General features: G+C 55.0%; 25 protein-coding genes. 23 read left to right on the forward strand and 2 right to left on the reverse strand.

The genetic code is table 11. From position 1 onward, the window contains the following. The 23 genes from RN02_RS02820 to RN02_RS02930 all read left to right on the forward strand — a co-directional run bounded on the left by RN02_RS02820 (position 1) and on the right by RN02_RS02930 (position 22,503). Positions 1-2,211 (forward strand): helix-hairpin-helix domain-containing protein, encoded by a 2,211-nt coding sequence (locus RN02_RS02820; RefSeq protein WP_021018575.1) that lies wholly within the window; start codon positions 1-3, stop codon positions 2,209-2,211. Next, positions 2,186-3,997: a type IV secretory system conjugative DNA transfer family protein gene (locus RN02_RS02825; RefSeq protein ID WP_010792909.1), complete on the forward strand. Its 1,812-nt coding sequence runs from the start codon at positions 2,186-2,188 to the stop codon at positions 3,995-3,997. The genes RN02_RS02820 and RN02_RS02825 overlap by 26 nt, the downstream gene beginning before the upstream one ends. A gap of 36 nt (positions 3,998-4,033) precedes the next feature. Continuing rightward, positions 4,034-4,375 (forward strand): hypothetical protein, encoded by a 342-nt coding sequence (locus RN02_RS02830; protein ID WP_010792908.1) that lies wholly within the window; start codon positions 4,034-4,036, stop codon positions 4,373-4,375. A 104-nt stretch (positions 4,376-4,479) separates the two neighbouring features. After that, on the forward strand, positions 4,480-4,830 hold the full coding sequence (locus RN02_RS32010; protein WP_010792907.1) for a hypothetical protein: 351 nt from the start codon (positions 4,480-4,482) through the stop codon (positions 4,828-4,830). A gap of 3 nt (positions 4,831-4,833) precedes the next feature. After that, positions 4,834-5,229: a hypothetical protein gene (locus tag RN02_RS02840; RefSeq protein ID WP_010792906.1), complete on the forward strand. Its 396-nt coding sequence runs from the start codon at positions 4,834-4,836 to the stop codon at positions 5,227-5,229. Positions 5,230-5,231: 2 nt separating this feature from the next. After that, entirely contained in the window at positions 5,232-5,609 is a 378-nt protein-coding gene (locus RN02_RS02845; protein WP_010792905.1) for a hypothetical protein, read from the forward strand. A 1-nt stretch (position 5,610) separates the two neighbouring features. Continuing rightward, positions 5,611-6,237: a hypothetical protein gene (locus tag RN02_RS02850; RefSeq protein WP_010792904.1), complete on the forward strand. Its 627-nt coding sequence runs from the start codon at positions 5,611-5,613 to the stop codon at positions 6,235-6,237. Between the two features lie 2 nt (positions 6,238-6,239). Then, positions 6,240-7,034: a hypothetical protein gene (locus tag RN02_RS02855; protein WP_010792903.1), complete on the forward strand. Its 795-nt coding sequence runs from the start codon at positions 6,240-6,242 to the stop codon at positions 7,032-7,034. Continuing rightward, positions 7,031-8,554 (forward strand): hypothetical protein, encoded by a 1,524-nt coding sequence (locus RN02_RS02860; RefSeq protein ID WP_010792902.1) that lies wholly within the window; start codon positions 7,031-7,033, stop codon positions 8,552-8,554. Before RN02_RS02855 ends, RN02_RS02860 begins: the two co-directional genes overlap by 4 nt. A 9-nt stretch (positions 8,555-8,563) precedes the next feature. Beyond that, positions 8,564-8,887, forward strand: coding sequence for a TraV family lipoprotein (locus RN02_RS02865; RefSeq protein ID WP_010792901.1), 324 nt, complete (start codon positions 8,564-8,566; stop codon positions 8,885-8,887). After that, positions 8,875-9,348, forward strand: coding sequence for a hypothetical protein (locus tag RN02_RS02870; protein WP_010792900.1), 474 nt, complete (start codon positions 8,875-8,877; stop codon positions 9,346-9,348). Before RN02_RS02865 ends, RN02_RS02870 begins: the two co-directional genes overlap by 13 nt. Then, entirely contained in the window at positions 9,348-12,296 is a 2,949-nt protein-coding gene (locus RN02_RS02875) for a VirB4 family type IV secretion system protein (RefSeq protein WP_010792899.1), read from the forward strand. The genes RN02_RS02870 and RN02_RS02875 overlap by 1 nt, the downstream gene beginning before the upstream one ends. Next, a complete protein-coding gene (locus RN02_RS32015) occupies positions 12,277-12,654 on the forward strand; it encodes a hypothetical protein (RefSeq protein ID WP_019438451.1) in 378 nt (125 codons plus the stop codon). The genes RN02_RS02875 and RN02_RS32015 overlap by 20 nt, the downstream gene beginning before the upstream one ends. Positions 12,655-12,657: 3 nt before the next feature. Further along, positions 12,658-13,941, forward strand: a complete 1,284-nt coding sequence (locus RN02_RS32020; RefSeq protein ID WP_042933845.1) for a hypothetical protein — start codon at positions 12,658-12,660, stop codon at positions 13,939-13,941. Then, entirely contained in the window at positions 13,922-14,581 is a 660-nt protein-coding gene (locus RN02_RS33075) for a hypothetical protein (RefSeq protein WP_010792896.1), read from the forward strand. The genes RN02_RS32020 and RN02_RS33075 overlap by 20 nt, the downstream gene beginning before the upstream one ends. Continuing rightward, a complete protein-coding gene (locus RN02_RS02890; RefSeq protein ID WP_010792895.1) occupies positions 14,578-15,282 on the forward strand; it encodes a transglycosylase SLT domain-containing protein in 705 nt (234 codons plus the stop codon). The genes RN02_RS33075 and RN02_RS02890 overlap by 4 nt, the downstream gene beginning before the upstream one ends. Then, the gene (locus tag RN02_RS02895) at positions 15,254-16,057 is read left to right on the forward strand and encodes a sel1 repeat family protein (protein ID WP_010792894.1); all 804 of its coding nucleotides are present in this window, start codon (positions 15,254-15,256) and stop codon (positions 16,055-16,057) included. The genes RN02_RS02890 and RN02_RS02895 overlap by 29 nt, the downstream gene beginning before the upstream one ends. A gap of 9 nt (positions 16,058-16,066) precedes the next feature. After that, a complete protein-coding gene (locus RN02_RS02900) occupies positions 16,067-16,960 on the forward strand; it encodes a TlpA family protein disulfide reductase (protein WP_010792893.1) in 894 nt (297 codons plus the stop codon). Beyond that, positions 16,957-18,381, forward strand: a complete 1,425-nt coding sequence (locus RN02_RS02905) for a hypothetical protein (protein ID WP_010792892.1) — start codon at positions 16,957-16,959, stop codon at positions 18,379-18,381. The genes RN02_RS02900 and RN02_RS02905 overlap by 4 nt, the downstream gene beginning before the upstream one ends. Then, on the forward strand, positions 18,374-20,422 hold the full coding sequence (locus tag RN02_RS34425) for a hypothetical protein (protein ID WP_010792891.1): 2,049 nt from the start codon (positions 18,374-18,376) through the stop codon (positions 20,420-20,422). Before RN02_RS02905 ends, RN02_RS34425 begins: the two co-directional genes overlap by 8 nt. 102 nt (positions 20,423-20,524) lie before the next feature. Beyond that, complete coding sequence (locus RN02_RS33085) at positions 20,525-21,463, forward strand: hypothetical protein (RefSeq protein ID WP_010792890.1); 939 nt, start codon at positions 20,525-20,527, stop codon at positions 21,461-21,463. After that, positions 21,460-22,008 (forward strand): hypothetical protein, encoded by a 549-nt coding sequence (locus RN02_RS02925; protein ID WP_019438448.1) that lies wholly within the window; start codon positions 21,460-21,462, stop codon positions 22,006-22,008. Before RN02_RS33085 ends, RN02_RS02925 begins: the two co-directional genes overlap by 4 nt. A 72-nt stretch (positions 22,009-22,080) precedes the next feature. After that, entirely contained in the window at positions 22,081-22,503 is a 423-nt protein-coding gene (locus RN02_RS02930; RefSeq protein ID WP_174218841.1) for a hypothetical protein, read from the forward strand. Between the two features lie 55 nt (positions 22,504-22,558). On the opposite strand, the gene RN02_RS02935 is transcribed toward RN02_RS02930, so the two are convergent. Beyond that, on the reverse strand, positions 22,559-23,134 hold the full coding sequence (locus tag RN02_RS02935) for a hypothetical protein (RefSeq protein ID WP_019438447.1): 576 nt from the start codon (positions 23,132-23,134) through the stop codon (positions 22,559-22,561). A 7-nt stretch (positions 23,135-23,141) separates the two neighbouring features. Then, a complete protein-coding gene (locus RN02_RS02940; protein WP_225317896.1) occupies positions 23,142-24,188 on the reverse strand; it encodes a ParM/StbA family protein in 1,047 nt (348 codons plus the stop codon). Positions 24,189-24,199 lie beyond the last annotated feature (11 nt).

Raw genomic sequence — 24,199 nt, forward strand, 5'->3', positions numbered from 1 at the left:
ATGACTGATCGAATTCCTGACGGGGCTGAAGCCCTCACCCGCGAACGCGGTACCCTAGTCGATATTGTTTTCCGTGATCCCGCCGGTCCTTGGTCGGTTTGTACCTTCCGGCGGGAAGACAACACCTCCTTCACCGGTACCGGCAATTTCGGCAACGCAATCCTCTATGAGGACTACATCCTGTACGGCAAGCGCGTACCGGATATCGACGGCGCTGATTTCGATGTCAGCCAGTTCACCTCGATGCCACCAGCGAAGGTTGAGTCACTGGTTGGATATCTCAGCGTCCTCACTGGCGTCCCACGCAGCGTTACGAGCAAGGCAGTCCAGCACTTCGGCGAAAGTCTGATTCCAATTCTGGACCAATCACCAGATAGACTCGTGGAAGCTGGAATCTCCCCGCAAGAAGCCCAGGTCTTAGGCCAGGTTTGGGCTGATCAACGAAGTGAGCAACTCGCACTCGCACAGATCGACGTCGAGGGTATTCCGCCGGCGAAGCTGGCAACCCTGCAACGTCGCTTAGGCTATGCCGCGAACCTCAGTGAGGTTCTGAAAGAAGACCCTTATCTGCTCTACGTCCATTTCGAGGACATTCTCTTCACTTCCGCGCTGAACCTCGCGAAAAGGTTTGGAGTGACCAACAACACAGTCTCTGCAGTTAAAGGCGCGGTGGTCGGCGTGCTCCGCCGGGAGGCTTGGCTCGGGCACAGCTACGTTGAAGGGAGGCCGCTCATCGAGTCGGTCATGAAGATGCTTCGACTCACCAAAGATGAGATCAAGCCCCTCATTGCTCAGGCCGTAACCGACCTCGCCATGGCCAAGGTTGTCCATGCCAGCGGCGGACAGCTACAACTCCTGAGCCTGCACGAAGCAGAAAACAAACTGGCCGGCCTCGTGCGGAAATGGGCAGCACTGGACTGCAAAGACGCCGAGGACCTGGTGCCCACCGAAAAGATGGCCACCAAGCTCTTGAAGCCACTGGGCCTTGAAAACGGGACTGCGAAGACGTTCTCAGCAGGACTCCGCTCGCTCTTGGGAGAACGTTTTGCGCTGATCCAGTGCGAAACCCTCTCAGACCAAATGCTGGTTATCAAGGGCCTTCAACTCTTCCTGAAAGCCTTCGGCGCAGACGCCATCTATTCCGCTTATACAAACGAGATGGCTGACGAGGTCAACCGACTGCTCGATGACGACAGTGTCGTCGTCACGTACTCGGCCTTGATAGGCATTGATCCAAAGACAGGGGTGCCTTCACAGCATGGCAAAAGACCGATCAACGCGGATGTGTTGATTCTTGCCGGGGCGGACTCGCTTGGGATAGAGGAAATGGTGAACGTCCTGCGCGCCGTACCAGATTCGAGCAGGGTTTTCCTGCTTGGGGCAGCAAAGGACCTACCAGCTCACTCCATTGGCCAACCGTTCGCGGAGCTCACCCAAGGCGGGCCGGCGCGAGTTTTCCAGGCGAGCTTTTGGTTGCCACCCAGATCACCGCAACGCGAAGCATCGCGGCGTATCTGGAGCGGGACGCTCAAAGCGAACGACGAAACCTTCGACCCAACCCAAGCGATATCTTGGCTGTCGGTGCCATCCGAGCTGCTCATCGAGACCTTACCTGTTGTGGTTAGGGAGTTCGCCCAGCAGCTACAGGTAGACCCGCTGCTCGATATTAGGGTTGTAGTCCCAGCCGCCAAGGGGCCTCGAGGTGAGGACATGGTGGGCCCGCTGTCTGCAGCGATCGCTCGGGAGTTCACTGGCGAGGAGCACCTGGTTGAGTTCCATGGAAAAGGGCTGTTCAAAGGATTGCCTTTCGTAGTTAGGCAATCCGTCGCCAGCACAAACCATCCACCCTTTTCCGTGTTCACCGCCGCTGAAATCAATCCAGAGCGCCTGAACGCTGTAGACCGAGCTGGTAACCATTACTTGCTCAGCCTGGCAGAGCGCCTCGATGTGTTCCAGGGCGCTGTCATGACGCCGAAGCTCATCCGGGGGCGAGTCTACGACGTTGTCGTCTTGGTGGTCGGCGAGGGCCAGCAGGACCTCATCAACACCACCCTCATCTCGACTCTCCTGAACAGTGCGAAGACCACCTTGCTGGTGGTTGGCGCACTCGACGGATTGCTGACGGGATATTCCCTGCGCGAACCGACTGTTGCCCGGTCTCTTCTCCCTAAACGGATAAATCCAGATGTCGATCAAATCAGCGCGCCTTGAGGCGCTTGCCGCCGAGCATGCGGAAATTCAGCGACAGCGAAATATCGCAATCAGCCTTCCGTTGGTAGGGGCAGCAATTCCATTTGTGCCGCTCCCCTTGACGGTGGCCATCGCTGCAGGCTGTGCTATCTGGTCCCTGCTGCTTGATCGGAAAGAAGCTGAAGCGTCTACCACGGATATCTGGGACGCCGGTTACATCGAAGCCCCGATTCCGGATTGCGACTTCCGCCGCTCCACTTTTCTGGGCAAGGCCATTCCTTGGACAGAGTGGAAGGATCGCGTTGACGCGATCACGAGTACGAAGGGCATCGCCACCGCTGACGATATCCGCCGGGAGTTGATCGACACCTATCCATCAATGATCCCATTCATGCTGTCCGACGACATCATGACTCGCCATGTAGCGCTGCTCGCTGCAACCGGGACCGGCAAGACCGAACTGCTTCTGGCAATCATCCAACAACAGATAAAAAAAGGGGCCGGCCTTCTGTTAATCGAAGCGAAGTCAGACTCTGATTTCTCCGGCTCGATTTACGGAATGATGGAAGCGGCCGGCCGGCTCGATGAGCTGCTGATCATCAACTTCGAGTTCCCGGAAATGTCGCATACCTACAATCCGTTCTTCTCGGGCGGGGTCCGCGCAACCATTTCCACTGCAATGAAGCTCCAAGCCAACTCCAAAGAGGAGTTCTGGACGGACATTGCTCGCTACTCCCTGACTGCCGCGGTGCTGTCGCTGAAGCTGCAGCCCGGGGAGCCAGTGTTCCACATCAAGGACATCATTGCAGTGCTGTCCGACTTCGACCTGCTGCTGAGCTTTATCCGCAACATACGGGTATCCGACTCCATCTATCACAGCGATGGTGTCGAGTGGCTGCACTCATACCTTCGCTTCTGGTTCGACGAAGAAAAACAGGTGTGGAACCTGCGCGGGTACAAGCAGTTGCTCCAAGGACTTGTGTCAAAACTTTCGGCGTTCGCCCACTCCGAATACTCCAGCATCGTCAATACCTACAGCCCGGATGTCGACCTCAAAGAGGCGATCCTCCAGAACAAGGTTGTTGTGTTGTCCATGTCGTCGCTTGCCGACAAAGACGGTGTGGAGCTATTCGGCAAATTGTTCATCTCTGATCTTGCTCGAGCGATCGGCGAAATCCAGCTCTCGAAAGCCAAACCGCTGATGATGTGCCCGGCCATTTTCGACGAGTACCCATCATTCATGGACGAGAGCCAGGTATCCCTGTTCCAGCTGGCGCGATCGGCGAATGTGCCCATCATCATTGCTTTCCAGGGCGTTGGCTTCCTCCAGAACATTTCCCCTGCCTTCGTCGAGATGGTGCTGGGCAACTGCTGGACACACCTGTACTGCGACATCCGGGATGCCCAGACGCGGGAGTTCGCCGTCAAGCTTGCGGGGACGATGATCAAAAGGTTCGTCCAAGAGTCCTCTGGCAGCAGCACGGGACAGAGTTACGCATCCGAGCAATCAGGTCTCTACACAAACGACTCGGAAGGCGCCAGCTCAAGTACCGGATACAAGGCGACGCGGGAGGACATCCTGCAACCCGAAGACTTTGCGTCGCTCGACCAAGGCGACGGGATCATTGTCGCGAAGTCGGGAACCTATCGTGTCCGCATGCCGTTGGTGAGGAACAGCTTCCCGAATGTCCACTTCAAGGACATGCGACTGGTCCGCAGGCCACGTCGAGCGCGCTCGGGCGTCAACGCCTGGCAACGATTCCACGAGAAGAACAAGGCAATGCTGGAAAAGCTGACTCAGGGCTGAATTTAGCATGCGAAACTCGAGCATTGAGGAGACACCATGAATTGGCAAGACAAACTGCGGCAGTGGGATTGGGACTTCGGGGTTGTATGGGACTGGTTTCTCGATATTACCCAGTTCCATGTGCAGCGAATCGGTTGGCCCGCTTACTTGGCCATCGCTGCCGTGATCATCTGCCTCGGGCTTGCTTTCCAGCCTACTCGCGGCCTGACCTCTCTGCTGATTAACGCCTTCGTCCGCATGATTTTCACCTACGTGCAGATCGTGCTGTCGTTGGTAACCGTGCAGTTGTTTGGATTCCTGGGCAAGGTGCTGCTTGCACAATTCCATCGAACCAGGCGCTGGGTTGGCCAGCTGTTCGACGAGAAAAAAACCTCTTAACTCTCTGCTCCCCTCCCCTCGGGCCGGCCCAAAGCCGGCCTGTCACTACCGACCCTCAAAAAAGGGGCACTCACTTTCCACTATTTGGGAAAGGAGGGCCCTTTATGAACTTTCACGCATGGGCTTTAGGGATCGGATATCTGGCGGCCATTGCCGTTCAGCCAGCATTTGCTGAATCCGACCCGTACGTAATCGATCAGCGCGATCCCCGGTATCAGCGTGCCATTGAGCACCTGTCTCTCGCTGCTCAAAACCTTCGCATGGCTCAGGACGAACTCAAGAAGGCCGAAGCCAGCGCCCCACTTCCAGGGCTGGATCTCGTAAGGATGCTCGCACAGGTCCGGCCCGTGGAAGAGACCATCAACGTAGTTCTGCAACCGGAGCAAAAGCGGCTCCGGTACCAGACCGTTACCCCCGATGGCCTGTTTTTCACCCCAACTCGAGTCGGAGATTGACCCATGCAAATGACTGGCCTCGCGCCGCAACTGAAAACGGAGGACCTCAAACGCTTTGCGTTGGGGATTCTCGCACTGGCGGTGACCATCTTCATCGTCGCCATGCCCGATATCGCAATGGCTGCGTTCGACGGCGATTTCGCGCCGGACGAGACGATCGCGAAGAACTCCAACAACAGCTTCCTCTACTGGTGGCGTCTGATTGCCAGTTACGGTCTCTGGGCCGGGTTGGCACTTCTGCTGCTGTCGGTGCTTTTCGCAGGCGCACGCGGCTGGTGGGTATTCGTGCTCGTGGTTCTGATTTCCCTCTTCGGTGAAACCGTAGTGGTCAAGGCCGGTAACCTGGCCGGCTTCAACATGGCCGGTGGTACTGGTTCCAGTTCTTCGGGGACCAAGTAACCATGCGCTTGAGAGTCACAACTGAAGCACCGACTTATGCCTTCGCGACGAGCCCGGTGAACTTCGGAGGCCTCACCCAAGAGGACCTTCTGTTCTTCATCGTTCCCTTGGTGATCGTCAGCAAAACCACAGGCGAAAACCTTTGGGCCTTTGCCGTTGCATTTTTCTGCCTGTGGCTCTTCAAGCGTTCCACGAGAAATAAGCCTCAGGGCTTCCTAGCCCTGATGGCCTCAACTTTCGTAGGCGACCTCTACGTAATGACGAGCGAGTTCCCTGCCCTTCAAAAGGCAGTCGGGAAGTTCGGTCGCTTCACTGCGCGGATCTGGCTCGAGATCGGGCTGATTCCCTCACCGTCTTACTGCAACCGATACGAGCCCTGACATGAGTGAGCAATACGGCGCACCGTTGAAGTATTTCAATTTGCTCGGCGCAAGTGATCTTCGTGCGGGCAGAGCCATCATTACGCTGATCGCCATCTCAGCGGTTTTTGCAGTCGTTATCGCCGTGCTGGTTGGCATGAATAGGGAACTGCAGGAAACAAACCGGAGATTGCAAAGCGAGCGAATCATGTATGGATTCCCAAACTCTGAGGGGATCTTTATCAGCGAGCGGCAGATTCCACAGAGACACATCATTGCATTCGTGGCTGTCTTCCTTGACAACTACTACAACTTCACTCCTCTGTCTGCTCGAACCAATGCCGAAGAAGCATTGAGAATGATGTCGCCACGTCTCCGCGCGCTGAAGGAAGATAGTTTGAAGATCGTTGCAAACCAGTCGGTTGAGCAGCAGATCACACAGGTATTCACAAAATCTTCTCCATATCAAGTCGAAGTTACCCCACAGGGTTATGTGGTGTCCTTCACTGCTGAACGCCACAGGGCCACTTTGAATAGGGTTTTCAACAAGGCTAAGTACAATGTGAAAATTCTAATCAAGCCAGTCAAGCCTTCGAAGTTCTACGAGTGGGCGGTTGTGGCTGATGACTTCGACATCCAGGAGATTTAGGGTTGAAGAAGCGACTGATAGCTGCCGGCCTTTGCGCAGCCATGTCAACCACGATATTTGCGAGCGACGAGTGCAACCGGAATCCGCGCACTGTTGTTTACAACAACTCGCCAGTTGACATTTACATTTCAAACGACACCCAGCGTGCAGAGGTTTTGTTCCCCGAGCCCTACCTCGACGGTATTTATGTAGAGGTAACTCAGGGCATGGACTTCTACCCGTCCCCTATCAAAAACAAGCTCGCATTTCAAGCGACAGATCCGCTGTATACGGGCCTTGTTTATGTCGATGCGCCGTCCAAGCAAACGTACATTCTCAAACTTATAACCCGGCCTGGTTGCGCAGACAGCCAAGTCACTATTTCGGGCCAGCCGATCGCTGATAGGTCCGCCATGGCGCGAGACTCCCGCGGAAGAATTAAAGGTCTGATGAACTATCTCTACGATGGGAAACTGCCTTCGGGATATCGCGAACAGGATTTTTCCCGACTTTCAGAGACTGATCGTGTTGTGTTTCGGCAGGGCTCGCTGGAATTCAAACTTCGCTCCCAAGTTGTGGGTCCGAAGTACATCGGCACTACTTACGAAGTCATCAACAACGGTCGCACGTCAACAAAAGTCGCCATTGATCAAATCGACTATGGCAACAAGGCCGTACGCGAGTCCCTTGGAATTGCCAGACAAGTTTCCATGCTCCCTTCCTCTCGGATACTAGGCCCCTCCCCCGAATACATTACCGAGGTCTACGGAGAGTCACATCGCGGGTTGCTATTCATCGTATCGGAGAAAGTACAGTGAGCGCCGATAACGATCAGAAGAAGAACGTAATAACGAAGCAACGCGGCCTATATATCGTCGCTGCAGTTGGTGCGCTTGGTGTTGCCATGAACTTCATGGGCGGCAACAGCGAAACCACAGGTGCGACTTCGGTTGACGCACCCAAGGCAGTTGAGGTTGGCAGTGACAAAGTCAACTCGATCACCATCCAGGATAAAGATGCTGCACTGACTCAGTTCGCCAAGAAGATCGAAACCCTTGAGGACAAAATCAAGCGAGGCGAGGAGGATCGCGAGGCTCTCAAGGCGAAGATGCTTGAGGACCAACGCAAAGCAGAGCAGAAATCGAACACTGAGATTCGAGCTCTCAGTGAAGAAGTTGCACAACTACGAAAAGATCAGGTTGACGGTGTTTACGGTGGTATCAACAAGCTGGACAAAGGCTCCAGCATGCCATTGCCACCCTCCTCTTCTGAAGGACTAAACCTCGAGGACTTTTCACTCGAGCCGCCAATGCCGGCAGTCTCTGCAAACCCATCGAACTCCAACCGTTACGGTCCGAACTATTTCCTGCTCAATGGCGGGGACGCGGGCGGTCAGCAATTCAACGGAAAAAGCGGAGGCGGCGCGGGCTCAACTGCTGAGACCGAGCAACAGCTGTTTGCCAACATGTCAGCTCCTGAGTCGAATGGCATTCAGCGCGCTGGCGTGAATACCTACAACGAGACCGACGCGACCCTGGCAAAGCTGAACGGCCGCCAGCCGAACCCGGACCCGATGCCGGCAGCCCAGTCTCTCAACGCCTCCCTGCCAACCCAGAGTCCGCGCGAAACGTATGAAGTACCCGCCTTCTCTTTTGTGGAAGTCACCACGCTTCACGGGGTTGCGTGCCCGATCGGCGCCAACGCTCCTGGGGCATCCGAAGAAGGGAAAATTCCCGCTCGACCGGTAGTCCTTCCGGTGCGCGGCATCTTCAAGGGTCCCAACGGCGCCGAACGAGATCTCGGCACTATCCACCTGATGGGCCTCTGCTCTGGCAACCGCAACTCCAGCTCGAATACGGGCCGCGCGACCATTCGCATCGAGCAACTCTCCTACTGGGACGAGACCGGTGGTGCCCAGACGGTCCCTGCAACCGGGTACATCGTCGATACGCGAGACAACGAGCAAGACGTCTACGGCCGCCTGGACAAGGCCTCAGGCCGCACCCTCGCACTCCAGTCAGCTGCAGCAGCCGCAGCGGCATATGCCTCCACCCTGAGCCAGGCCGAGTTCACTACGAATAGCGCGATGGAAAACGGAACCAGCTCAACCACCAGCCAGTTAACCGGGAACGCCACGAAGGCGGCGGTCAACGAGGGCATCGCCGGGATGTTCAAGAAGATCTCGGAGCGATTCGAGCGAGAAGCAAACGCTGCGGTAGACACCGTCATCGTCGAGCCGGGCATCAAGCTGCGCTTCGTAACAGACCAAACCTTCCGTGTTTTGAAACCAGCTGAGGCGTTCGACATTGACCCCGGCATGTACGACACCCTGATCTAGGAACCAGCCATGAACATCCGCCCATTCTTGGCCTTGTCCACCGCATTGCTTCTCAGCGGTTGTGCCAGTGAGGAGCCTTTCAAAAACAGTGCTTCGATGGACCAGATCTACGATGCGGTCCATGGCAGCGCCAGCAGAGACACGGTCTCGCTCCTGCGCCAAGGCCTGCGCGCGCGGCCAGAGCTTGGCTCATCGGAACCGTACTTTCCGATCCGAAACCCGGACGTTGTAGCGCCGGTATGGGTGGTGCCATACGCCGACGCTAAAACCGGCGTGAAGCATGGCGGCCGCTGGGATTACATCATCGTGGAGGAAGCAGATTGGGCAAACTGACCATCGGCTTCTGTCTCCTGGCAGCGGCATCCACGGCTTTGGCTGAGGGTGTTCCCCAGATGTACAAGGATGCCATTCGCGAACACCACACAAAGATGATCCTGGGATCAGGCCAAGACCTGACTGTTCTTCAACCTGACGTCGTTCTCTATCGGAAAATTTTCCAAAAGGAAAACACAACCGATCACCGCGAGCTGATTCAGGCAGACGAAATCCCGTGGGCACAACTCTTCAAGAACCAAGACCTCACCCTTGGTGAAATCGTCCGACTCTCGGCCGCAGCGTCCGGCTACGACTCTCGCTTCGATCCGCAAGTCAACCAAGACCAAGTGATCAAGCTCAACTCGCATCCCAACTCGCTGCGCGACCTTGCGGAATACCTCACCCGAGTCAGTGGCGCTCGTGTGACCGTTTACCCGGAAGGGCGCGTGGTTACAGCAACACTCAAGGGGCAGGGTTGATGGCCAAGGTAAAAATTGACGACCTGCATCTCTACGACACTGAGTTGGCTGGCCTGGCTCGCCGCGGGTATCAGGGCGGCATGCCCATCCAGTTGCTTTCCGATGCATTCCTGTACGAGAAGCATGGCAGCTATTTCCACACCATCGATGGTCGCTTCGCCAAAATCTGGAAGCTACGAGGTATGGATGCCTCGCTCCTGAACAACGATGACCTGTGGTCCCTCAGTAAAGGTCTTGGTGATGTACTGAACAAGTATCCATCTGGATCGGCCGGTCAATTCATTCGTCACACCCATCGAGATATTCGCGAAGTTCTTGGGATCTACCGTGCAGGTATTGAAGGCGGAGAAGATGAGTTCGCTCTCGAAATCGCGAACTCGATCGTCGAACGACAGATTGTTGCGGCAAGCTCGCCTGAAGGTTTCTTCACAAAGCTCTCCACCGAGGTCCTTGAGCGCATGCGTGAGGACTCTCTGGCCGAGATCGAGGATGAGAAGCTTCGAAATAATGTGCGGACTCTTCTCATGGGCGGAGACCCCTGGGCGGAAGAGGGAGAGGATGACGTTCGGGCCAATGTCACCGAGCAGATTGAGCGCGAAGTAAGCCAAGGTCGCTATCCCTTTGTAACGGACTTCTACCTGGTCTTGCTCTGGAGTCCGGATTACCTCTTCGGCAAGTTCATCGACAACACCGCGAAGAACGCACTGGCTTCGATGGGGCTTATCGACGCCAACAAGCTGGCTCATAAGGAATACACGAAGCACGCAAGACGCTTTGGCCAACTCTGTCATGAGATCGGCCAGGCTTTGGCCACGTTCGGGTTCCAGCCGGGCTCGCTTAACGGCCAAGGCCTCATCAACCTTCAGTACCAGCTTTTCAACCCCGTTCGCTGCTTCAAGGTCGACCCGCCCAAGTACCGGCCTGACTTGCCCATCCTGGATTGCTTGAAGAACCCGAGCCAAGTCGCGTACCGGGAAACTCTCAACAATGCCCCGATGTTCGCCTCTGTCGAAACTGAGGAGAAAGGCTGGACGATTCACGATTCTGGCGTCCCCTACTTCATCCGCCCAGTCTCGGTACTGGGTAAACCAACCTCGAGCTTCCCGGGCATGCTGCAGGTGGCCATGTCGGGCATCGAGAGCGAATCGCTGATCACCATCAACTGGAGCGTGCCCTCCCCAGTAGCGATGATGAGCCGCCTATGGACTCGTGGGCGCATGCAATCCGGGAAAGAAGCCATGAAAATTGGCGACAAGGATCTGCTGGCTCAGCAGCGCAATGACCTGGAGAAGGTTAAATCCAAGATCAGTGCGGAAAACGCCAACAACCGCGAGCAGTTTTTTGACGTGTCGCTTCACATCAACCTGATGGGGTTCGTCGAGGCCCAGGTCGATGATCAAGCCATGCAGTTGGAGAACATGCTTTGGCGTGTGGGGCACAAAGAATCCCTTCGCGGCGACGCTGCTGTCAGGAACAGCATGCCGTTGAACTTCCGCAAGAGCAGCATGAAGCTCTTCCGTCGTGACACCCCTCACCTCACGGAAAGCTTGTCCCATCTGTGTCCGTTCTTTGTTGAATACCAAGGCTGCTCCGACCCTGCAATCCTGATGAACAACAGGGCGGGACAGCCGATCTATCTGGACCTGTGGGGCCAGATGACGAACACCGCGCATAGCCTGATTTGCGGTAGTACCGGTACTGGTAAGTCGTTCACCTTCAACAACCTGTTGATGGCCTTGAGGGTGAAGTACCGACCTAAAGTCTGGATCATCGACAAGGGCGACTCCTACGAGAGCCTCTGCCTGGTTCTCGATGGCAACTACATTCGCCTTGCGACCGAGCCGTTCAAAGAGCCGATCACCGGGCGGACCATCAACCCCATCTGTATCAACCCGTTCTGGATCGGTAAAAACGACGACGGCAACAACGAAATGCCGACGTTGGAAGACATGTTCTTCATTGCTCGCATGCTGGTGATGATGATCACCTCCAGCGCTGCAGAGCAGTCCAAAACATCGGTCATTACCCCAGTGACAGTGCCTCTGCTGTATCAGGCACTCAACGAGTTCTATACCGACTGGGTAGCTACCAAGCCGAAGGACGAACCTCGTTTCAGGGACTTCATCCCTTACCTCGACAAAACTGAGTTCACTGAACAGTCGGGCAGATCGCTCGTCCAGGCGCTCACCCTCTACTACGGGGCCGGGCCATTTGCAGCTCTCTTTGACGGCTTCCTGCAGGTCCAATGGGAGAACGACTTTACCGTTCTCGAAACCCAGCGGATGGCAAAGTCTCCTGCCCTACCCGTAGTCACTCTGGCCCTGTTCCGCCAGATCGACTTGTACTGCAAGTTCAAGCTTGAACGTAGCCGCAAGAAGATCGTGGCTGTCGACGAAGCGTGGGCAACCCTTTCTGACCCGACTGCCGCATCGGCGCTCTCCAGCTTCTATCGAGAACTCCGCCGCTATGGTGCCGGCTGCTTGCTGATTTCTCAGACCGTGAAGGACTTCGTCAACCTGATCCGTGCTGAGTCAGGTGGGAATGGCGAGTCACAGGACGGCATCCTCGAGAACACAAGCCATTACTTCTTCCTGGCCTGCTCGCAGTCGGACTACGACATCGCGAAGGAATTCCTCGCATTTACTGCCGAGGAGATTGAGCTTTGGCGATCGCTTGCATCTCTGCCCCCGCTGTACAGCGAAGTCTTTTACCGGATGCGGACAACCAAATCCGAATACTACAGCGGTGTCTTCCGGCTCTTCGCCAGCCCCATGGCGCTTTGGATCGCCTCGTCCCATCCGGACGACTACCAAATGCGCGAGCGCAAGACCCAGGAGCTTGTGCAGAAGCACTCCATCTCCGAATCAAAAGCTCGCCAGAAAGCAATCTCCGAGCTCGCAAAATCTCACCCGTATGGTGCTCGATACCATGTCAATCAAGCTGCTTAAAACCCTCGCGGCGGTAGCCGCACTCGCCTCGCTCGCAGCTTGTTCGTCGAAGTACGAACCGCGCGAAACGATCATCGAGGAGCAGGCCAAGCCTATTAAGCCCCTCTACGCCCCCAAAACCGAACTCGAGCGCCGCGCTTACGAGGAAGGCGTCACACAGGTCCTCACAGATCTGAAGGGAAAGATGCGTGCACGCGATCGGTTCACCTGGGACCCGCCGATCATTCAGTGCGGTGTTGATATTCCTGCACGGGTGCAAAACGGAATGCTGGTCCCTGGCCACAAGGAATGCGTCCAGATCGCTCCAGGTCGCTGGACCGAAGAAGCACCAACCTATCTGCCGGTATTGGGAAATTAAGCCATGAGCAACAACGAAGAAAAACCTTCCCTGAAGGACCTCGTCAATAAGATCAGCTCGGGGGTTGGCAACCTCGCACGTAAAAAGCCAGGACAGGACAGCGCCAGCCAAGGCACAGAGCCCACCATTGACCTTGGTTCGGCGGCCGCGAAAGAGTCGCCTCAAGCCGACGCACACGGCGACGAACTGGAGCCCTTGGAACCGATCATTGCGGAAGAAGATGATCAGAAACCCAAGAAGACCAACAAGCTTTCCCAACTCACGATGGGGCAAAAGCTGATTGCAGCGATCTTGGTCGTGGGGCTTGTCCTCTTCGCCAAAGGTCAGATGGAGGGTTCCAGTACAAGCCAAACGCCTTCTGAGAATGAAGCAGCGCAGGAGGCCCCTACCTCCAGCGAGGAAGGAATGGCCTTTGGTACAGAACCCGCCGATCACACCCAAGCAGAACTTGGCGCCCAGGATGATCTGTCTCTGCCTATTGATGGTCCCGGTCAAACTTCGCGGAGTCTCAGTTCTGAACCAGAGCCATTCCAAAAACCAACTGAAATCAGTTCGGCTCCTCCAGCATTCGGTGGGCTGGACCAGCCATTGAGCGAGGCGGCACCCCACACCACCGCATCCCCTGACCTGGGTGTCCCTGCTCCTGCTCCTGCTCCTGCTCTTGCTCCTGTCGCGGAGCCTTTCTCGCCGCATGAGGATTCGCCGGCAAATCCTTTCGGTGCTCAAGCACCAATAGCAAGCCAATCTGGGGCCGCAATTACCTCTTCGATTGGCGCGGAAAAGCAGCCCCCCGTTTTCGCTGGAACCCCCAGCGTCAACCCGGATAGTGCTCCCGTAAAGGAAGCGCCGAAAAGCAATGAGGCTTTGACAAAGGCTAACGCTGACATTGCCGCTCAGGCTGAAAAGATCTCAGCCCTCGAGCAGAAGCTCAGCAAGATGGAAGCCCAACTCAAAGCTGAAAAGGCCAAGCAAACCAAACCGGCTGTTCAGCAACGCATCACCAAAGCGCCGACAAGAACCCCAGTGGCGAAGTCGTCGCCAGTCGCGATAAGCAAGGCTCGTCCGCGGATTTGTGTGAAAGCAGTAGCAGAGGCGGCCAGGAACTGCAGCACCTGTGTTGCACACGCCTTCATCGTGCACGCGGGAGCAGAGGACATGGTTGGCCAAGGCGATTTCCTTGATGGGTACCGCGTTTCAATCGTGGGCGATCGCTTGGACCTGCAAGACAAAAACGGTCAAGTGGCCCACAAGTTCTGGAGTTCACCAAATGGCTGTAGCGCGATCTAACGTCCTCCGTCAGGTCTCACCGGATGAGCAACTCAATCTGGAGCGCCTGGCCGACGAGGTGAATCGCAGCTACTTCGGAAATTCCATCAACATTCGCCCGCGCTGGGGCATCCCCAGCGCCTGCGAGTCCCCAGAGCCTAAGACTGAGATCAATCATCTCTCTCCACAGGAGCTGAAGGATTTGCAGGCGGGTGTTGAGGCCTACCACAAAAAAGATCTTCAACAAGCCAAAACACTCCTGGAGCAGTTTTCACCTAACGGCCCAAGAGACGCAGCACTGCTGTACGTACGAGTGCTCACCCTGCTGAAAGATCCAACCTGGCCGGATGTGGCCAAATCGGTGAACAGAGTTTGCGACGACACGATCTACGTCGCCCCGGGCAGCATCGAAATGGTCAGCGGCGAGGAGTCGCTTCTGGTTCATCCGATCCTCTCAAGATCGGCCGGCAATGGAGCACCGATTTTCGTCATCCGGTACATCATCCATCACGAGATGGTTCACAAGTTCCTTGGTACCTCCTCTACGGACCCTCACCCGGAAGCTTTTCGACGTCTTGATGCCTGCGCACGTGATCGGTCACGCGCTTTGCAGTGGTTGCGCAAGAACCATTTCACAACGATCGAGGATTCGGCCCGATGAGATGGATTTTGATTGCACTCCTGTTGATCACCTCGGCCACTGTCTCGGCCCAGGACTATGACTACCTCATCGACGCTACTGCAGCCAGATACGGAAATGATCGACTCGTGTTCCGGGCAATGGTGCAGAAGGAATCCAGAAAACAGCCGTGGGTATTCAACGTAGACGGCGAAGGTTTTTGGTTCCAAACCAAAGACCAGGCCGTCAATGCCCTGTGGGCACTCACCTCCGCACCCTGGCTTGTAAAGATCATCCCGGACAAAAACTCCAAAGCAATACGGAGGTTCTTCCCATCTGAACGAGCTGCAATGAGTTTCGCCAATAGCTATCAGCGCAGCAGACAGGCCCAGGGCTTCCCCGCTCTCCTTCAACGAATGGATGACACGAAAGAGGTCCTCGATGGGCAACTGCGCGTGCGCAAAGTCTGGCTACTCAATACCGATCTCGGAATCGCGCAAATCAACTACCGCTTTCACGGCAAGGGAAAGGCCTCTGTCCAGCAGTGGCTCGATCCTGCTTTCAATCTTGACTACGCAGCCCGCCATCTCACGGACCTGAAAAAGCGGTACGGATCAGATCTTCAGGCGGTCGGCTACTACCACTCCAAGACCAAAAAGTACCGCGACATTTACATGAAAGAGTTCATGCCGATCTATCACGAGGAGAGAGCCCGTGCGGGTATTTCTATTGCTGCTAAGTAGCCTGCTGATCAGTACCTCACTGAACGCAGCGGAGAAAGGTCCTTCAGAGGATCAGCGCGTCGGCGAAGGCCTGGTACTCATGCTCAAAGGGGAAAACCAGAAGGCCTGGGATCTTCTTTTCCCCGAAGCCAAAGCAGGCAACGTTACGGCGATGTACCACCTCGGGATGATGATGATGCGGGCAACAAATACCCCGGATCATTTGCAGAGGGCAAAGACCTTCTTCGAGGCAGCTGCCAAGCGTGGCCATAAGGGCAGTGAGGCAATGCTCCTGCAGGTACAGAAATCCTTAGCTGCAGCCACGCCAGGCACCCTCCCCTCGATTGCCGGGAGAAGCGGCCTCCCGGTCCCGGCAGATCTGGAAGGAGCTAAACGGCAAGCCGAACGCATGAGGCAACAGGTTGGCCGTTTCATAGATCCTCTACGTGAGGCCGCTGCAGAAGTGACGATCATGTCGTTCGTGTCCGACAACTCGGATGCGGTCGAAAAGATTCGCTCTGCGATCGACGAGGTCCGGGCCCGTTTTGGTGATCGAGTAGACGCTCAGTTCTACGTCGTAATCGATCAGGCCACATGGGACCCCAAGCGAGTTTTCAATCAGCAATCCGGCCAACTTCCAATGTTGGGGTTCACCCCTGACATGGGTGGGCGGATTGCCAGCCAGTACGGTGTGCGAAGCACGCCGGCACTGGTCCTCATTCCCAAGAACGGACAACCCAGGGTCGTCAACAACCCTGCCTCATTGGTTGCCGATCTCACATCGTTCCTGAACTGAGGTCACCCTATGAACCACAAGCTCAAAATCGGGCTCGCCTTCGTCGCCGGCGCACTGATTTCCAACGCAGGCACTGTCATGTCCAACGTGCCCAACGGCCAGGATGTCCTCGCGGAAGCCTTGTCTTCGGCGCTGGATAAGGTGAATCGGACGGCACGGGATCGTGAGATTGAAGAACTCGACAAACTCCCGAACATCCTCGACTGCCAAAACATGCAGTGGATGAAAAACTGCACAGAGCTCAATCGAAACGCGAAGAAAAACCCGAACGCGCCTCTGCGAATTACCAACAACAAAGGGCTCGAATTCAACTTCCAACCGGGCACCCCGAGTGCAGTCATTCGCCTACAGCTAGAACAGTCTCCCGAGGCCGCCAACGAGCTGGTCAGCTACATGGACCAAACCTGGGGCCAGTATAAGCAAGCGGCGAATCTCTACCAGATGGCGATGTGGCAACGCGGTGACCTACAACACATCAAGGGGCTTGACGCGGCCATGGAAGAGTCCGCGGCGAAGAAGCCCATCGACACCGACTCGTTGAGCATCTCGGTATTCACTGAATCCACCTGCCCTGTCTGCGACCGTCAGTTGGCCACTCTTGGCAGGCTAGTTCAGAAATATCCGAAGCTGAAGGTGCGAGTCTTCCAACTCGATCGAGATGCAAAGGTCTTCGCAGAGAAAGTGACCGCGCGTGGCTTGACCGGGCGGATGCTCAGCCAAGCAGAAAGAGACAACGTCACGAAGATGGGCATCACAGCCTGGCCCATCACTTGGATCGACAACATGAAAGTTAGCCGAAGAGAAACTCTGGTTGGCAACAGAACCATGAACCAGCTGGAAGGCCGACTGATGGCAATGACTTACGTGAAGAACACCACTGTTGCGAAGAAGGATTCCAAATGAAGCTGAACAAACTTGCCGTCATGGTTTGCAGTGCTCTCATCAGTTTCAGCACCGCAACGGCGTTTGCCGATTATGGATACGGTCCTATTGATGGCGACGGTAAAAGCGACAGTTCTGACTCGCCCTGGTCCCGGCGAATGGATGATGTGACCGGATTGTTCGGTGCAAGGCTTAGTGGGAGTGCCGTTAACAAAGCTGGTCGTGGTGGAAGCGGTAGTTTCGATACCTTCACCCCCTTCCAGGATAAGCAGCAGTTCATTGTTGGAGCGTATGGCGCTACCCAGGTGGGTGTAGGTTGTGATGGACTCAACCTCGGCACAGTCTTGGACGGTCAGATCGGGCAGTACGGCGACATGGTTGAGCAGTTCATTCAGAACGCGCCGGCGCTCGCCATCATGTACCTCGCTTACAGCCAGCCAACCGTGAAATCGGTAATCGACGAGCTTAACGCTGTCGGACAGTTTGGCCTGGATCTTTCGAACCTCACCTGCAGTGGTGTACGGCAGCGTGCCGACAAGGCTTACGAAGAAAACATGCAGGTGATGGCCGAAGCTGACTGCACTGTCGAAGAGGGCTACAAGTCCGCGAAGTGCATGTCTGGTGACGGGATCACCAGCAGCCTCATTACCCGAATGAAGGACACCAAAAACACAATTACAAGCCGAGCGACATCATTGATGAATGGCGTGTCAGGGATGACCGGCGGCCTGGTTGGCGTGAAAGGTGGAGGCTCTTCAAGTGGGAGTTCGTCGGGATCGAGCGGGGGAGGATCAGGAAATGGTTCTGGTTCAGGCGCAGGTTCTGCTCCATTGCCCAGCAAGAACTGCGGTGCCAAGCCCGAAGATGGCAAAACCTCCCTCGTGCTGGCTGCATCTGAGCTTGGTTGTGAAGACATCAAGAAATATTCGGGCTTACTGCCAAATTACAGTACCGAAGAGGACGCGCATACGGTCACTCCTCGGACCATTTCGCTTGAAGATGAATCGAAGAAGCTGACTCAGGAGTATCAAAGCCTCTACGCGAACGTATATCAAGCAGACCCAGCAACCTTCGAAAAAAGTGACGCTTATAAGGAGTTGGTGAATCGCGGCGGCATCGTCATCACCGAGACTGAATTTAAATTCATGCGCAAACTAGGCACTACAAATCCCGCATTGTTTGCCAAAGCCCAACAAAATCTCGCCACGCTGGCCATGATGAAAGAGCTAGACGAGGTCATTTCCAAACTTGAAGTGGGGGTAATGACCGGGCTGGCGAACCAAGTTGATGACCAAGCAATAAGCTCCAATGATCAGGCTCGGTATTCAAATGCATTGTCCTCACTTCGCAAAGAATATGAAATGCTCCAGAACAAGATTAAGCATGACATGGAGCGAAACAAACTAATCGAGCAGACAGCTAAGGCGGTAATAAATGGCTGATGTTGATGTCGATAATTCCGTCAAGGACTACGACTTCCTCAAGCTCGTAGATTCCAATTTTGCTGACTTGGTCGGTTACTACCTTGGTCTTTGGCAGGACTACCACACTCTTCTGGTTAACTCCGCCGGAGTCATTATCGGAGGTCTAGGTCTTGCCTGGACCTCCATCCTTATGATGAGGAGCCCTGAGGATAAGCTGAGGTCGGTTTTCACCGGTCTCACGGGCACCTGCCTAATGTTTTTGCTTCTTTCAGTCTCTACATTCACATTCCCCGGCACAGGTAGCTCTGTTCAAATGGCGCGCGGGGGGGGATGGTCCCTGACTATAGTCGGCAACATCTACGCAATCTTTAAGTCTGCACTTGACAAGGTCAATGAAGGAAAGATTACGGAAGATGCATTCAGCAGGGCCTACCACGTAACAAACCAAAACACCCTAAAACGTTTTGCTGACAGCCCTGTGTATCCACTTTATTCGGACTATTTAAACAAGTGCGAGCCTGCATTCATTGCTGCTAATGGGAAGTCCCCCGAAGCGTTAAGTGCAGGACGATATGTCGGCTTCTTCGGGTCTACCGGAATCGGTGCTAATGAGATTGAGTTCGAAGATAGCAGAGGCTTTCTGGACAAGGTCACGGGCAATGGCGAGGCCAATTATGATAACCCTACCAACTCCACTTGGCTGAAGCGTGATGGTGGCAATGCAGTAGTGGAAGGTACAAAGAAGGGTATGGCTATGCTCGACAAGATCGAGGGTGATAGCAATCCTTATGACGGCACGAACCCACCCCAAGGCTTCGAGATCCCAACCGAAGCTTATTGGGTGCAGAAGCTCTTTCCAGAAAAAGCTGGGGAAGTTGCTGACCAAGCATTGTCTCTTGACGCTAGCGACTCGAAGTACAAAAAATATTTGAACTCGGGCTTCAAAGAAGCACCAACTACTGGCGCAAAGCAGAACTTCTATCCCAAGACCTGCAAAGACATGTTCTTGATGATCGATATGGCACAGAGAAATTTCAACTCTGCCGTCCAAAAACATGCTCCTGCTTATCAGGAAAACTCATTCAGACGGGATGGTGATGATGCGGCGGCAATAATGCTCAATCACATACGAAATGAAGCATCTCAGCGGAAAAAAGGACAGTCGGAATTACTTACCTATGGCGGTATGTACTACCAAGATTCCGACGTCCGCGATCCAATGACCATGTTGTTCGAGAGCGGAACAACGAAATTTATGGATATAGGCAAAACCTTCAGAGAATGGATGCTTACTGTAAAAATCCCAATGATGATAAACGGTGCCGCCATGCTCGCTGCACTAATGGGTATTACATTCCCCATCTTTGCAGTTTTCGGCATCTTCTGGTCGACAAGGGTGATTTTTACTTCTGTTAAAATTATTGCTTTTTGCTTTATTGTTGCGTTCGTTAATGACCTCTGCTTAACAATGGCCTCCACAATGCTTGCAGTTAATGCTGAGACCATGCAAGGCTACAACATGGGCAACTATGCTCAAAACTCAACCCTATTAATATCGGCCGGAACAGGCCAGTACATTATCTTTGTTGCACTAACCGTTATTGAAATCATCTTCGCTAAACTTTTGCTCTGGGACGATGTTAAGAGTCTTGGAGGCTTCAATCCTGCCGGTGCAACTACAGGATTGGCGGCAACCGGCATGGCGGTCGTGGGAGCAGCAATACGAATTGCGGGAGCTGCTTTGCCTGGCGGAATTGCAGGTACAGCTGGGGCTCTAGCCAGTGGCGGTGCCAGTGCTGCGGGTGCCCCTGCCGGAGGTAATCCTGCACCTGGTGGGGGTGGCGGTAGTGGCGGCGGTGGTCCAGCGCAGCAGAAAGTACAAACTGCGGCCCAGGTTGCGGGCGGGATCGCCGGAGGGCTGGGAGGTGGTGGCGGTGGACAAAATGGCGGTGGCCCTGGGTCATCGGGTGCCAACGCACGTTCGGGAGTGAAAATTCCAACTCCGCAGGCTTCTCAGTCCTCCAAAGGCCAGCGTTCGAGCCTGGACGATCTCATCTGATAGACCAAATTCTGCTCAGGGCCCATATTGGGCCCTTTTTTTTGCTTGAAATCCGAACACCGGGCGGTATAACCATCGCCATCCGAAGATGGAGAATGAACGATGAAGGGAAAAATGATGTTGCTGGCATGCCTTCTGGTAAGCGCATGCGGGAATGGGGAAGTCGAGAACAATGCCGCCGGGGTTGCCTCCACAGGTCAGGTGGATGGGCACCCAGACTGGAAAATGCCTAACTCAACCGTCTACGAGATTGTGAACAGTCCAAACAAAAAGGCTACGTATGGCTATGAATTCCGTGCCAAACGAACCAAGGACTGGGAATCGGAAGGATGGACAGTTTGGGTTGCGTCCAACACCTACTCCGATGCAAAGGCACAGCTTAATAATGCCGGCCAAGCCGAGCAAAGCCATGTTCGAGCTCGCCGAGAAGGACGGGCTATGTGGGATCTGAAGCTGCTCCTAAAAAATGCTGGGCTTCCGGTGTCCATCAATTATCTGTCGTATGGCCAGATGCCTATGTCCACTGTGCGTACAGCTCAACGTGACCATGGCGTTGGGATGACATTCTTCGGAGACGAATGTGGCACTGGATTCCGGGAGTGTGTCGACCACTACTACTACTCGCCGGCCCTACGGCTGAAAGAGCGCGGTAAGGTATCGTTCAAAGAGTGGCTCGCCCCTTACAGCTACTTCCCTGACAACGAGTGGGGCCAGATGAATCAACGGACGATGCTGGCACAGGGATTTGGTGCAGACGAATCGTCGGCGTTCTACGACTGGTGGCCAACGATGGTTTTTCTGGTCAACCCCGACAATGAAGTCGTACGCGCTTGGCTTCCTCAAACCGGTAACGCCGCAACACCACATACCATTCTTCGCGCTGTAGTGGAGGAAATGGACGTGGACCCGAAGACAGTCTCATTGACCGGGGCTCGCCCAGCCCAGTACACCACCTTCCCCAACCATGCATACTTTGGCACCAGCATGGAGGACAAGGCGGTCCAGGATATCGCCAAGATCCTTGAGGATATTTCAGGATGATTGGATCGCTTCACTTCCAAATCAACGAAGAGTCGGTTCCCTGCTATGTCCTTGACATCGTTGGGAACCTGATTCGCCGAGCGGCCGTAGGTTCTCCACTTACGCTTATCCCCTACGCCGTTGAGTTGGTGACTCCGGCGGCTGAAGTGATTGCTCCACGCCCCTGGTCGGTAACGCCCGAAACGGTAATGTCCCGAGTCACAAAGGTTGCTCCTCTGGTGCCAGAGGTCGGCCGTGCGTACCCACGAAATTCGGTTCAGCAGATCCTCATGCCGTTCGCACCTCAGGTAGAAACGGATGAGACTGAAGAATCGATAATTCAGGCTATCGACATGCTGCCCGGGTTGGATGAAGAGTCGGCCAAGGCGGTAAGAGAGACTCTTGCGATCCACGGTATCCACCCAATCCCTGTGAGCGGTAACTACAACGAGAATCTTCATCAGGCCCGCGCCGGCGAGATTTGCGTTGGGGGGGTCGTCAAGGTCGCAGATGGCTGGTTTTCAAACATGAAGGTGTACCGGAAAGCACTGGTTCGTTCTGCTTAGGTTACGGGTCCGAACGTGTGCCACCAGCCCAACACCTGAAATTTTTTGGTGAATCCAATGCGCAGCATTCAGATGAACAACGACTTCGATTTCGATACAGACACCAGCTACCTTCAGCAAGACGATGCATTTTCGGTGAACGAAATGCTCTCGGAATGGCCTACGACGAAGAATGCGTTTGTGAAACGCCTGGCCAACACTTTGGGCCAGGGTGCGAATTTCGAAGCTCTACGCCTGCAGGACTTCATGGACCTGGTTGGCTCTACGGCCGTCGCTCGACCGCGTGAGACTGTCACATACGAGGTTCACCTTCGCGATAGGGACACCCTGCTTGTCGATGCTGCCATCACCTCGATCGCCAGCACGAATCCCCCTATCTCTGCGGACAACGCTGGCTTCTTTAAGTACGCCCTTCGCTGGTTTGCAAAAGAGCGTCCGAAAATCAAGCTCTCTGCTCGAGCTGACGGCCTTTTCTGGGTTCACCTGCCCGAGTAAATTCAGATAAAAAAAGGCTATCGGGAGTTCCAGATAGCCTTTTTTATTGCCAGTCTCAGAGGCCTATGTCCACTGATGCCATGGGGTCAGGCACGAATAAAGGAGCCGGAGGTTCAGGCGTCACGTCTTGCGGAGCAGCCGAGATCGCGCTAGCGACCGAGTTCGCATGCCCCACTGGCTCATCTTGCCTGGGATTTCCGGACGGCTCAGCCACCCCAGCGGCAGCATCTTGACTCAACATCGTCCGTGTAGATTCGGGGCACGATCTGGCAAGAGCATAATCTGTCATTGCCTGCATCACCGCTTCTGGAGCACCAAAGCTCAACGACACGTGGCGGTTGAGCATGTTGAGGAAGACAGTTTGCCGATTGCCATGCCCCAAGCCTTTGTAGAGGCGGAAGAGTTCGGGGTAGTAATCCTCTCTCAGAGTCATCTTCACCTCGACTGCGCGCTCGTCAGAATGCGCCGGCGGGGTGAAGTCACTCAACGTGACAGGCCACTGTTTCTGGCAGGCCGCTGAAATGCTGAACACCATCTGATTTCCGGCTCTGGGCCCATGTTGGCCCAGGGCTTCGATCAACGCATCGTGGTGGCCAGGGATGAGCTCCGCTCGGATCACGACTTTGCTCATCTGTGCGTTACCCCTGGCGGATCAAAGCATGCTCTTTGAAATACTGACTGACCATGAAGCGGTAGTACCCGCGGACAATCGACTTGTCAGGGTCTTTTGCGCTGTAGATCGGGCAGGTGATGTGGCGCTTCAAGAGAGTGCGGCCAAGAACGGTAGTTCCACCGCCGGCGGCTACCATCCCTTTCAGGAAATCAGTTGAGCCCCACAACTGCTTGATGAAGCGAGGAATGGTCTGATCGGTGAAAGCCTGGCGTGCGGGAAAGCTGATCGGTTCCATATCGATCTTGGTTCCACGCCAGATGAAGTGGCCTTCCCTCAGCCAGACATCCATCGTGTACTCGTTGATCTGGTTGTCTAATGCGAAGTTTTTCGGAAGCTTCGCTCCCTTCTTCGTGATGAGCTCGTTCAACTGCTCAGGGTTACTCAGAGAGGTGTAGATCGCTTTGTGGATGTCAGAGACTCCACTGGATTCGCCGTATCGGATATCACTGACACGACCATTATTGAACTGCCCACCGTCGATGGTGCCGTAGCCGATATCGATGATGCCGTACTTACCTTTGACCATTTCGTTGGGATCAAGCGGGTTACCATCTTCGTCCTCGAGCTCTGGATCGAACCATGGGCCAGCGAACTGGGGAAGGATCTTGACCAGCTCAGGATGGTAGCCGTCTTCTCGTGCCCACTTTTTCAGATCGGCCTCGAACTCAGCCGCGTGGGTGGCGAAGAATTCGGTCGGCAATCCTGTAGCGATGACCGGGTTCTTGATGTTCGCATCCTTCAGCACCTTCAGAAAGAGCACTCGAATCTCGTCGGATTTGTAGAAGCTCGAGTCTGTGCTTCGAGAGCGCGCACCCTCTTCCCTGCAATCATCACCCACCAGGTAGCGACGACCGTTCTTCGTGGTGAAGACTTCCCGACTGAGGGCTCCACCAAGACTGCTGCCGGCATAGGGTGCAACCAAGGATGGATATTCCCCGCTGGCATCGTTACCGGCCTTGTAGCTCGTCGAGCCGTTGCCCAGATCTATGGCAACCAATTGCTCAAGCTTCATAGACATTAAAT

The sequence above is a fragment of the Pseudomonas sp. PI1 genome, from assembly GCF_000812405.1.
GTDB classification, from domain to species: Bacteria; Pseudomonadota; Gammaproteobacteria; order Pseudomonadales; family Pseudomonadaceae; genus Pseudomonas; species Pseudomonas citronellolis.

Excerpts from the sequence above, each read along its gene's own strand:
- RN02_RS33075 (WP_010792896.1), top strand. The coding sequence starts at position 13,922 with ATGGCTGTAGCGCGATCTAACGTCCTCCGTCAGGTCTCACCGGATGAG.
- RN02_RS02865 (WP_010792901.1), top strand. The coding sequence starts at position 8,564 with ATGAACATCCGCCCATTCTTGGCCTTGTCCACCGCATTGCTTCTCAGC.
- RN02_RS02845 (WP_010792905.1), top strand. The coding sequence starts at position 5,232 with ATGCGCTTGAGAGTCACAACTGAAGCACCGACTTATGCCTTCGCGACG.
- RN02_RS32015 (WP_019438451.1), top strand. The coding sequence starts at position 12,277 with ATGTCAATCAAGCTGCTTAAAACCCTCGCGGCGGTAGCCGCACTCGCC.
- RN02_RS02900 (WP_010792893.1), top strand. The coding sequence starts at position 16,067 with ATGAACCACAAGCTCAAAATCGGGCTCGCCTTCGTCGCCGGCGCACTG.
- RN02_RS02875 (WP_010792899.1), top strand. The coding sequence starts at position 9,348 with ATGGCCAAGGTAAAAATTGACGACCTGCATCTCTACGACACTGAGTTG.
- RN02_RS34425 (WP_010792891.1), top strand. The coding sequence starts at position 18,374 with ATGGCTGATGTTGATGTCGATAATTCCGTCAAGGACTACGACTTCCTC.
- RN02_RS02830 (WP_010792908.1), top strand. The coding sequence starts at position 4,034 with ATGAATTGGCAAGACAAACTGCGGCAGTGGGATTGGGACTTCGGGGTT.
- RN02_RS02935 (WP_019438447.1), bottom strand. The coding sequence starts at position 23,134 with ATGAGCAAAGTCGTGATCCGAGCGGAGCTCATCCCTGGCCACCACGAT.
- RN02_RS02820 (WP_021018575.1), top strand. The coding sequence starts at position 1 with ATGACTGATCGAATTCCTGACGGGGCTGAAGCCCTCACCCGCGAACGC.
- RN02_RS02850 (WP_010792904.1), top strand. The coding sequence starts at position 5,611 with ATGAGTGAGCAATACGGCGCACCGTTGAAGTATTTCAATTTGCTCGGC.
- RN02_RS02825 (WP_010792909.1), top strand. The coding sequence starts at position 2,186 with ATGTCGATCAAATCAGCGCGCCTTGAGGCGCTTGCCGCCGAGCATGCG.
- RN02_RS02925 (WP_019438448.1), top strand. The coding sequence starts at position 21,460 with ATGATTGGATCGCTTCACTTCCAAATCAACGAAGAGTCGGTTCCCTGC.
- RN02_RS02840 (WP_010792906.1), top strand. The coding sequence starts at position 4,834 with ATGCAAATGACTGGCCTCGCGCCGCAACTGAAAACGGAGGACCTCAAA.
- RN02_RS33085 (WP_010792890.1), top strand. The coding sequence starts at position 20,525 with ATGAAGGGAAAAATGATGTTGCTGGCATGCCTTCTGGTAAGCGCATGC.
- RN02_RS02905 (WP_010792892.1), top strand. The coding sequence starts at position 16,957 with ATGAAGCTGAACAAACTTGCCGTCATGGTTTGCAGTGCTCTCATCAGT.
- RN02_RS32010 (WP_010792907.1), top strand. The coding sequence starts at position 4,480 with ATGAACTTTCACGCATGGGCTTTAGGGATCGGATATCTGGCGGCCATT.
- RN02_RS32020 (WP_042933845.1), top strand. The coding sequence starts at position 12,658 with ATGAGCAACAACGAAGAAAAACCTTCCCTGAAGGACCTCGTCAATAAG.
- RN02_RS02890 (WP_010792895.1), top strand. The coding sequence starts at position 14,578 with ATGAGATGGATTTTGATTGCACTCCTGTTGATCACCTCGGCCACTGTC.
- RN02_RS02930 (WP_174218841.1), top strand. The coding sequence starts at position 22,081 with ATGAACAACGACTTCGATTTCGATACAGACACCAGCTACCTTCAGCAA.
- RN02_RS02940 (WP_225317896.1), bottom strand. The coding sequence starts at position 24,188 with ATGAAGCTTGAGCAATTGGTTGCCATAGATCTGGGCAACGGCTCGACG.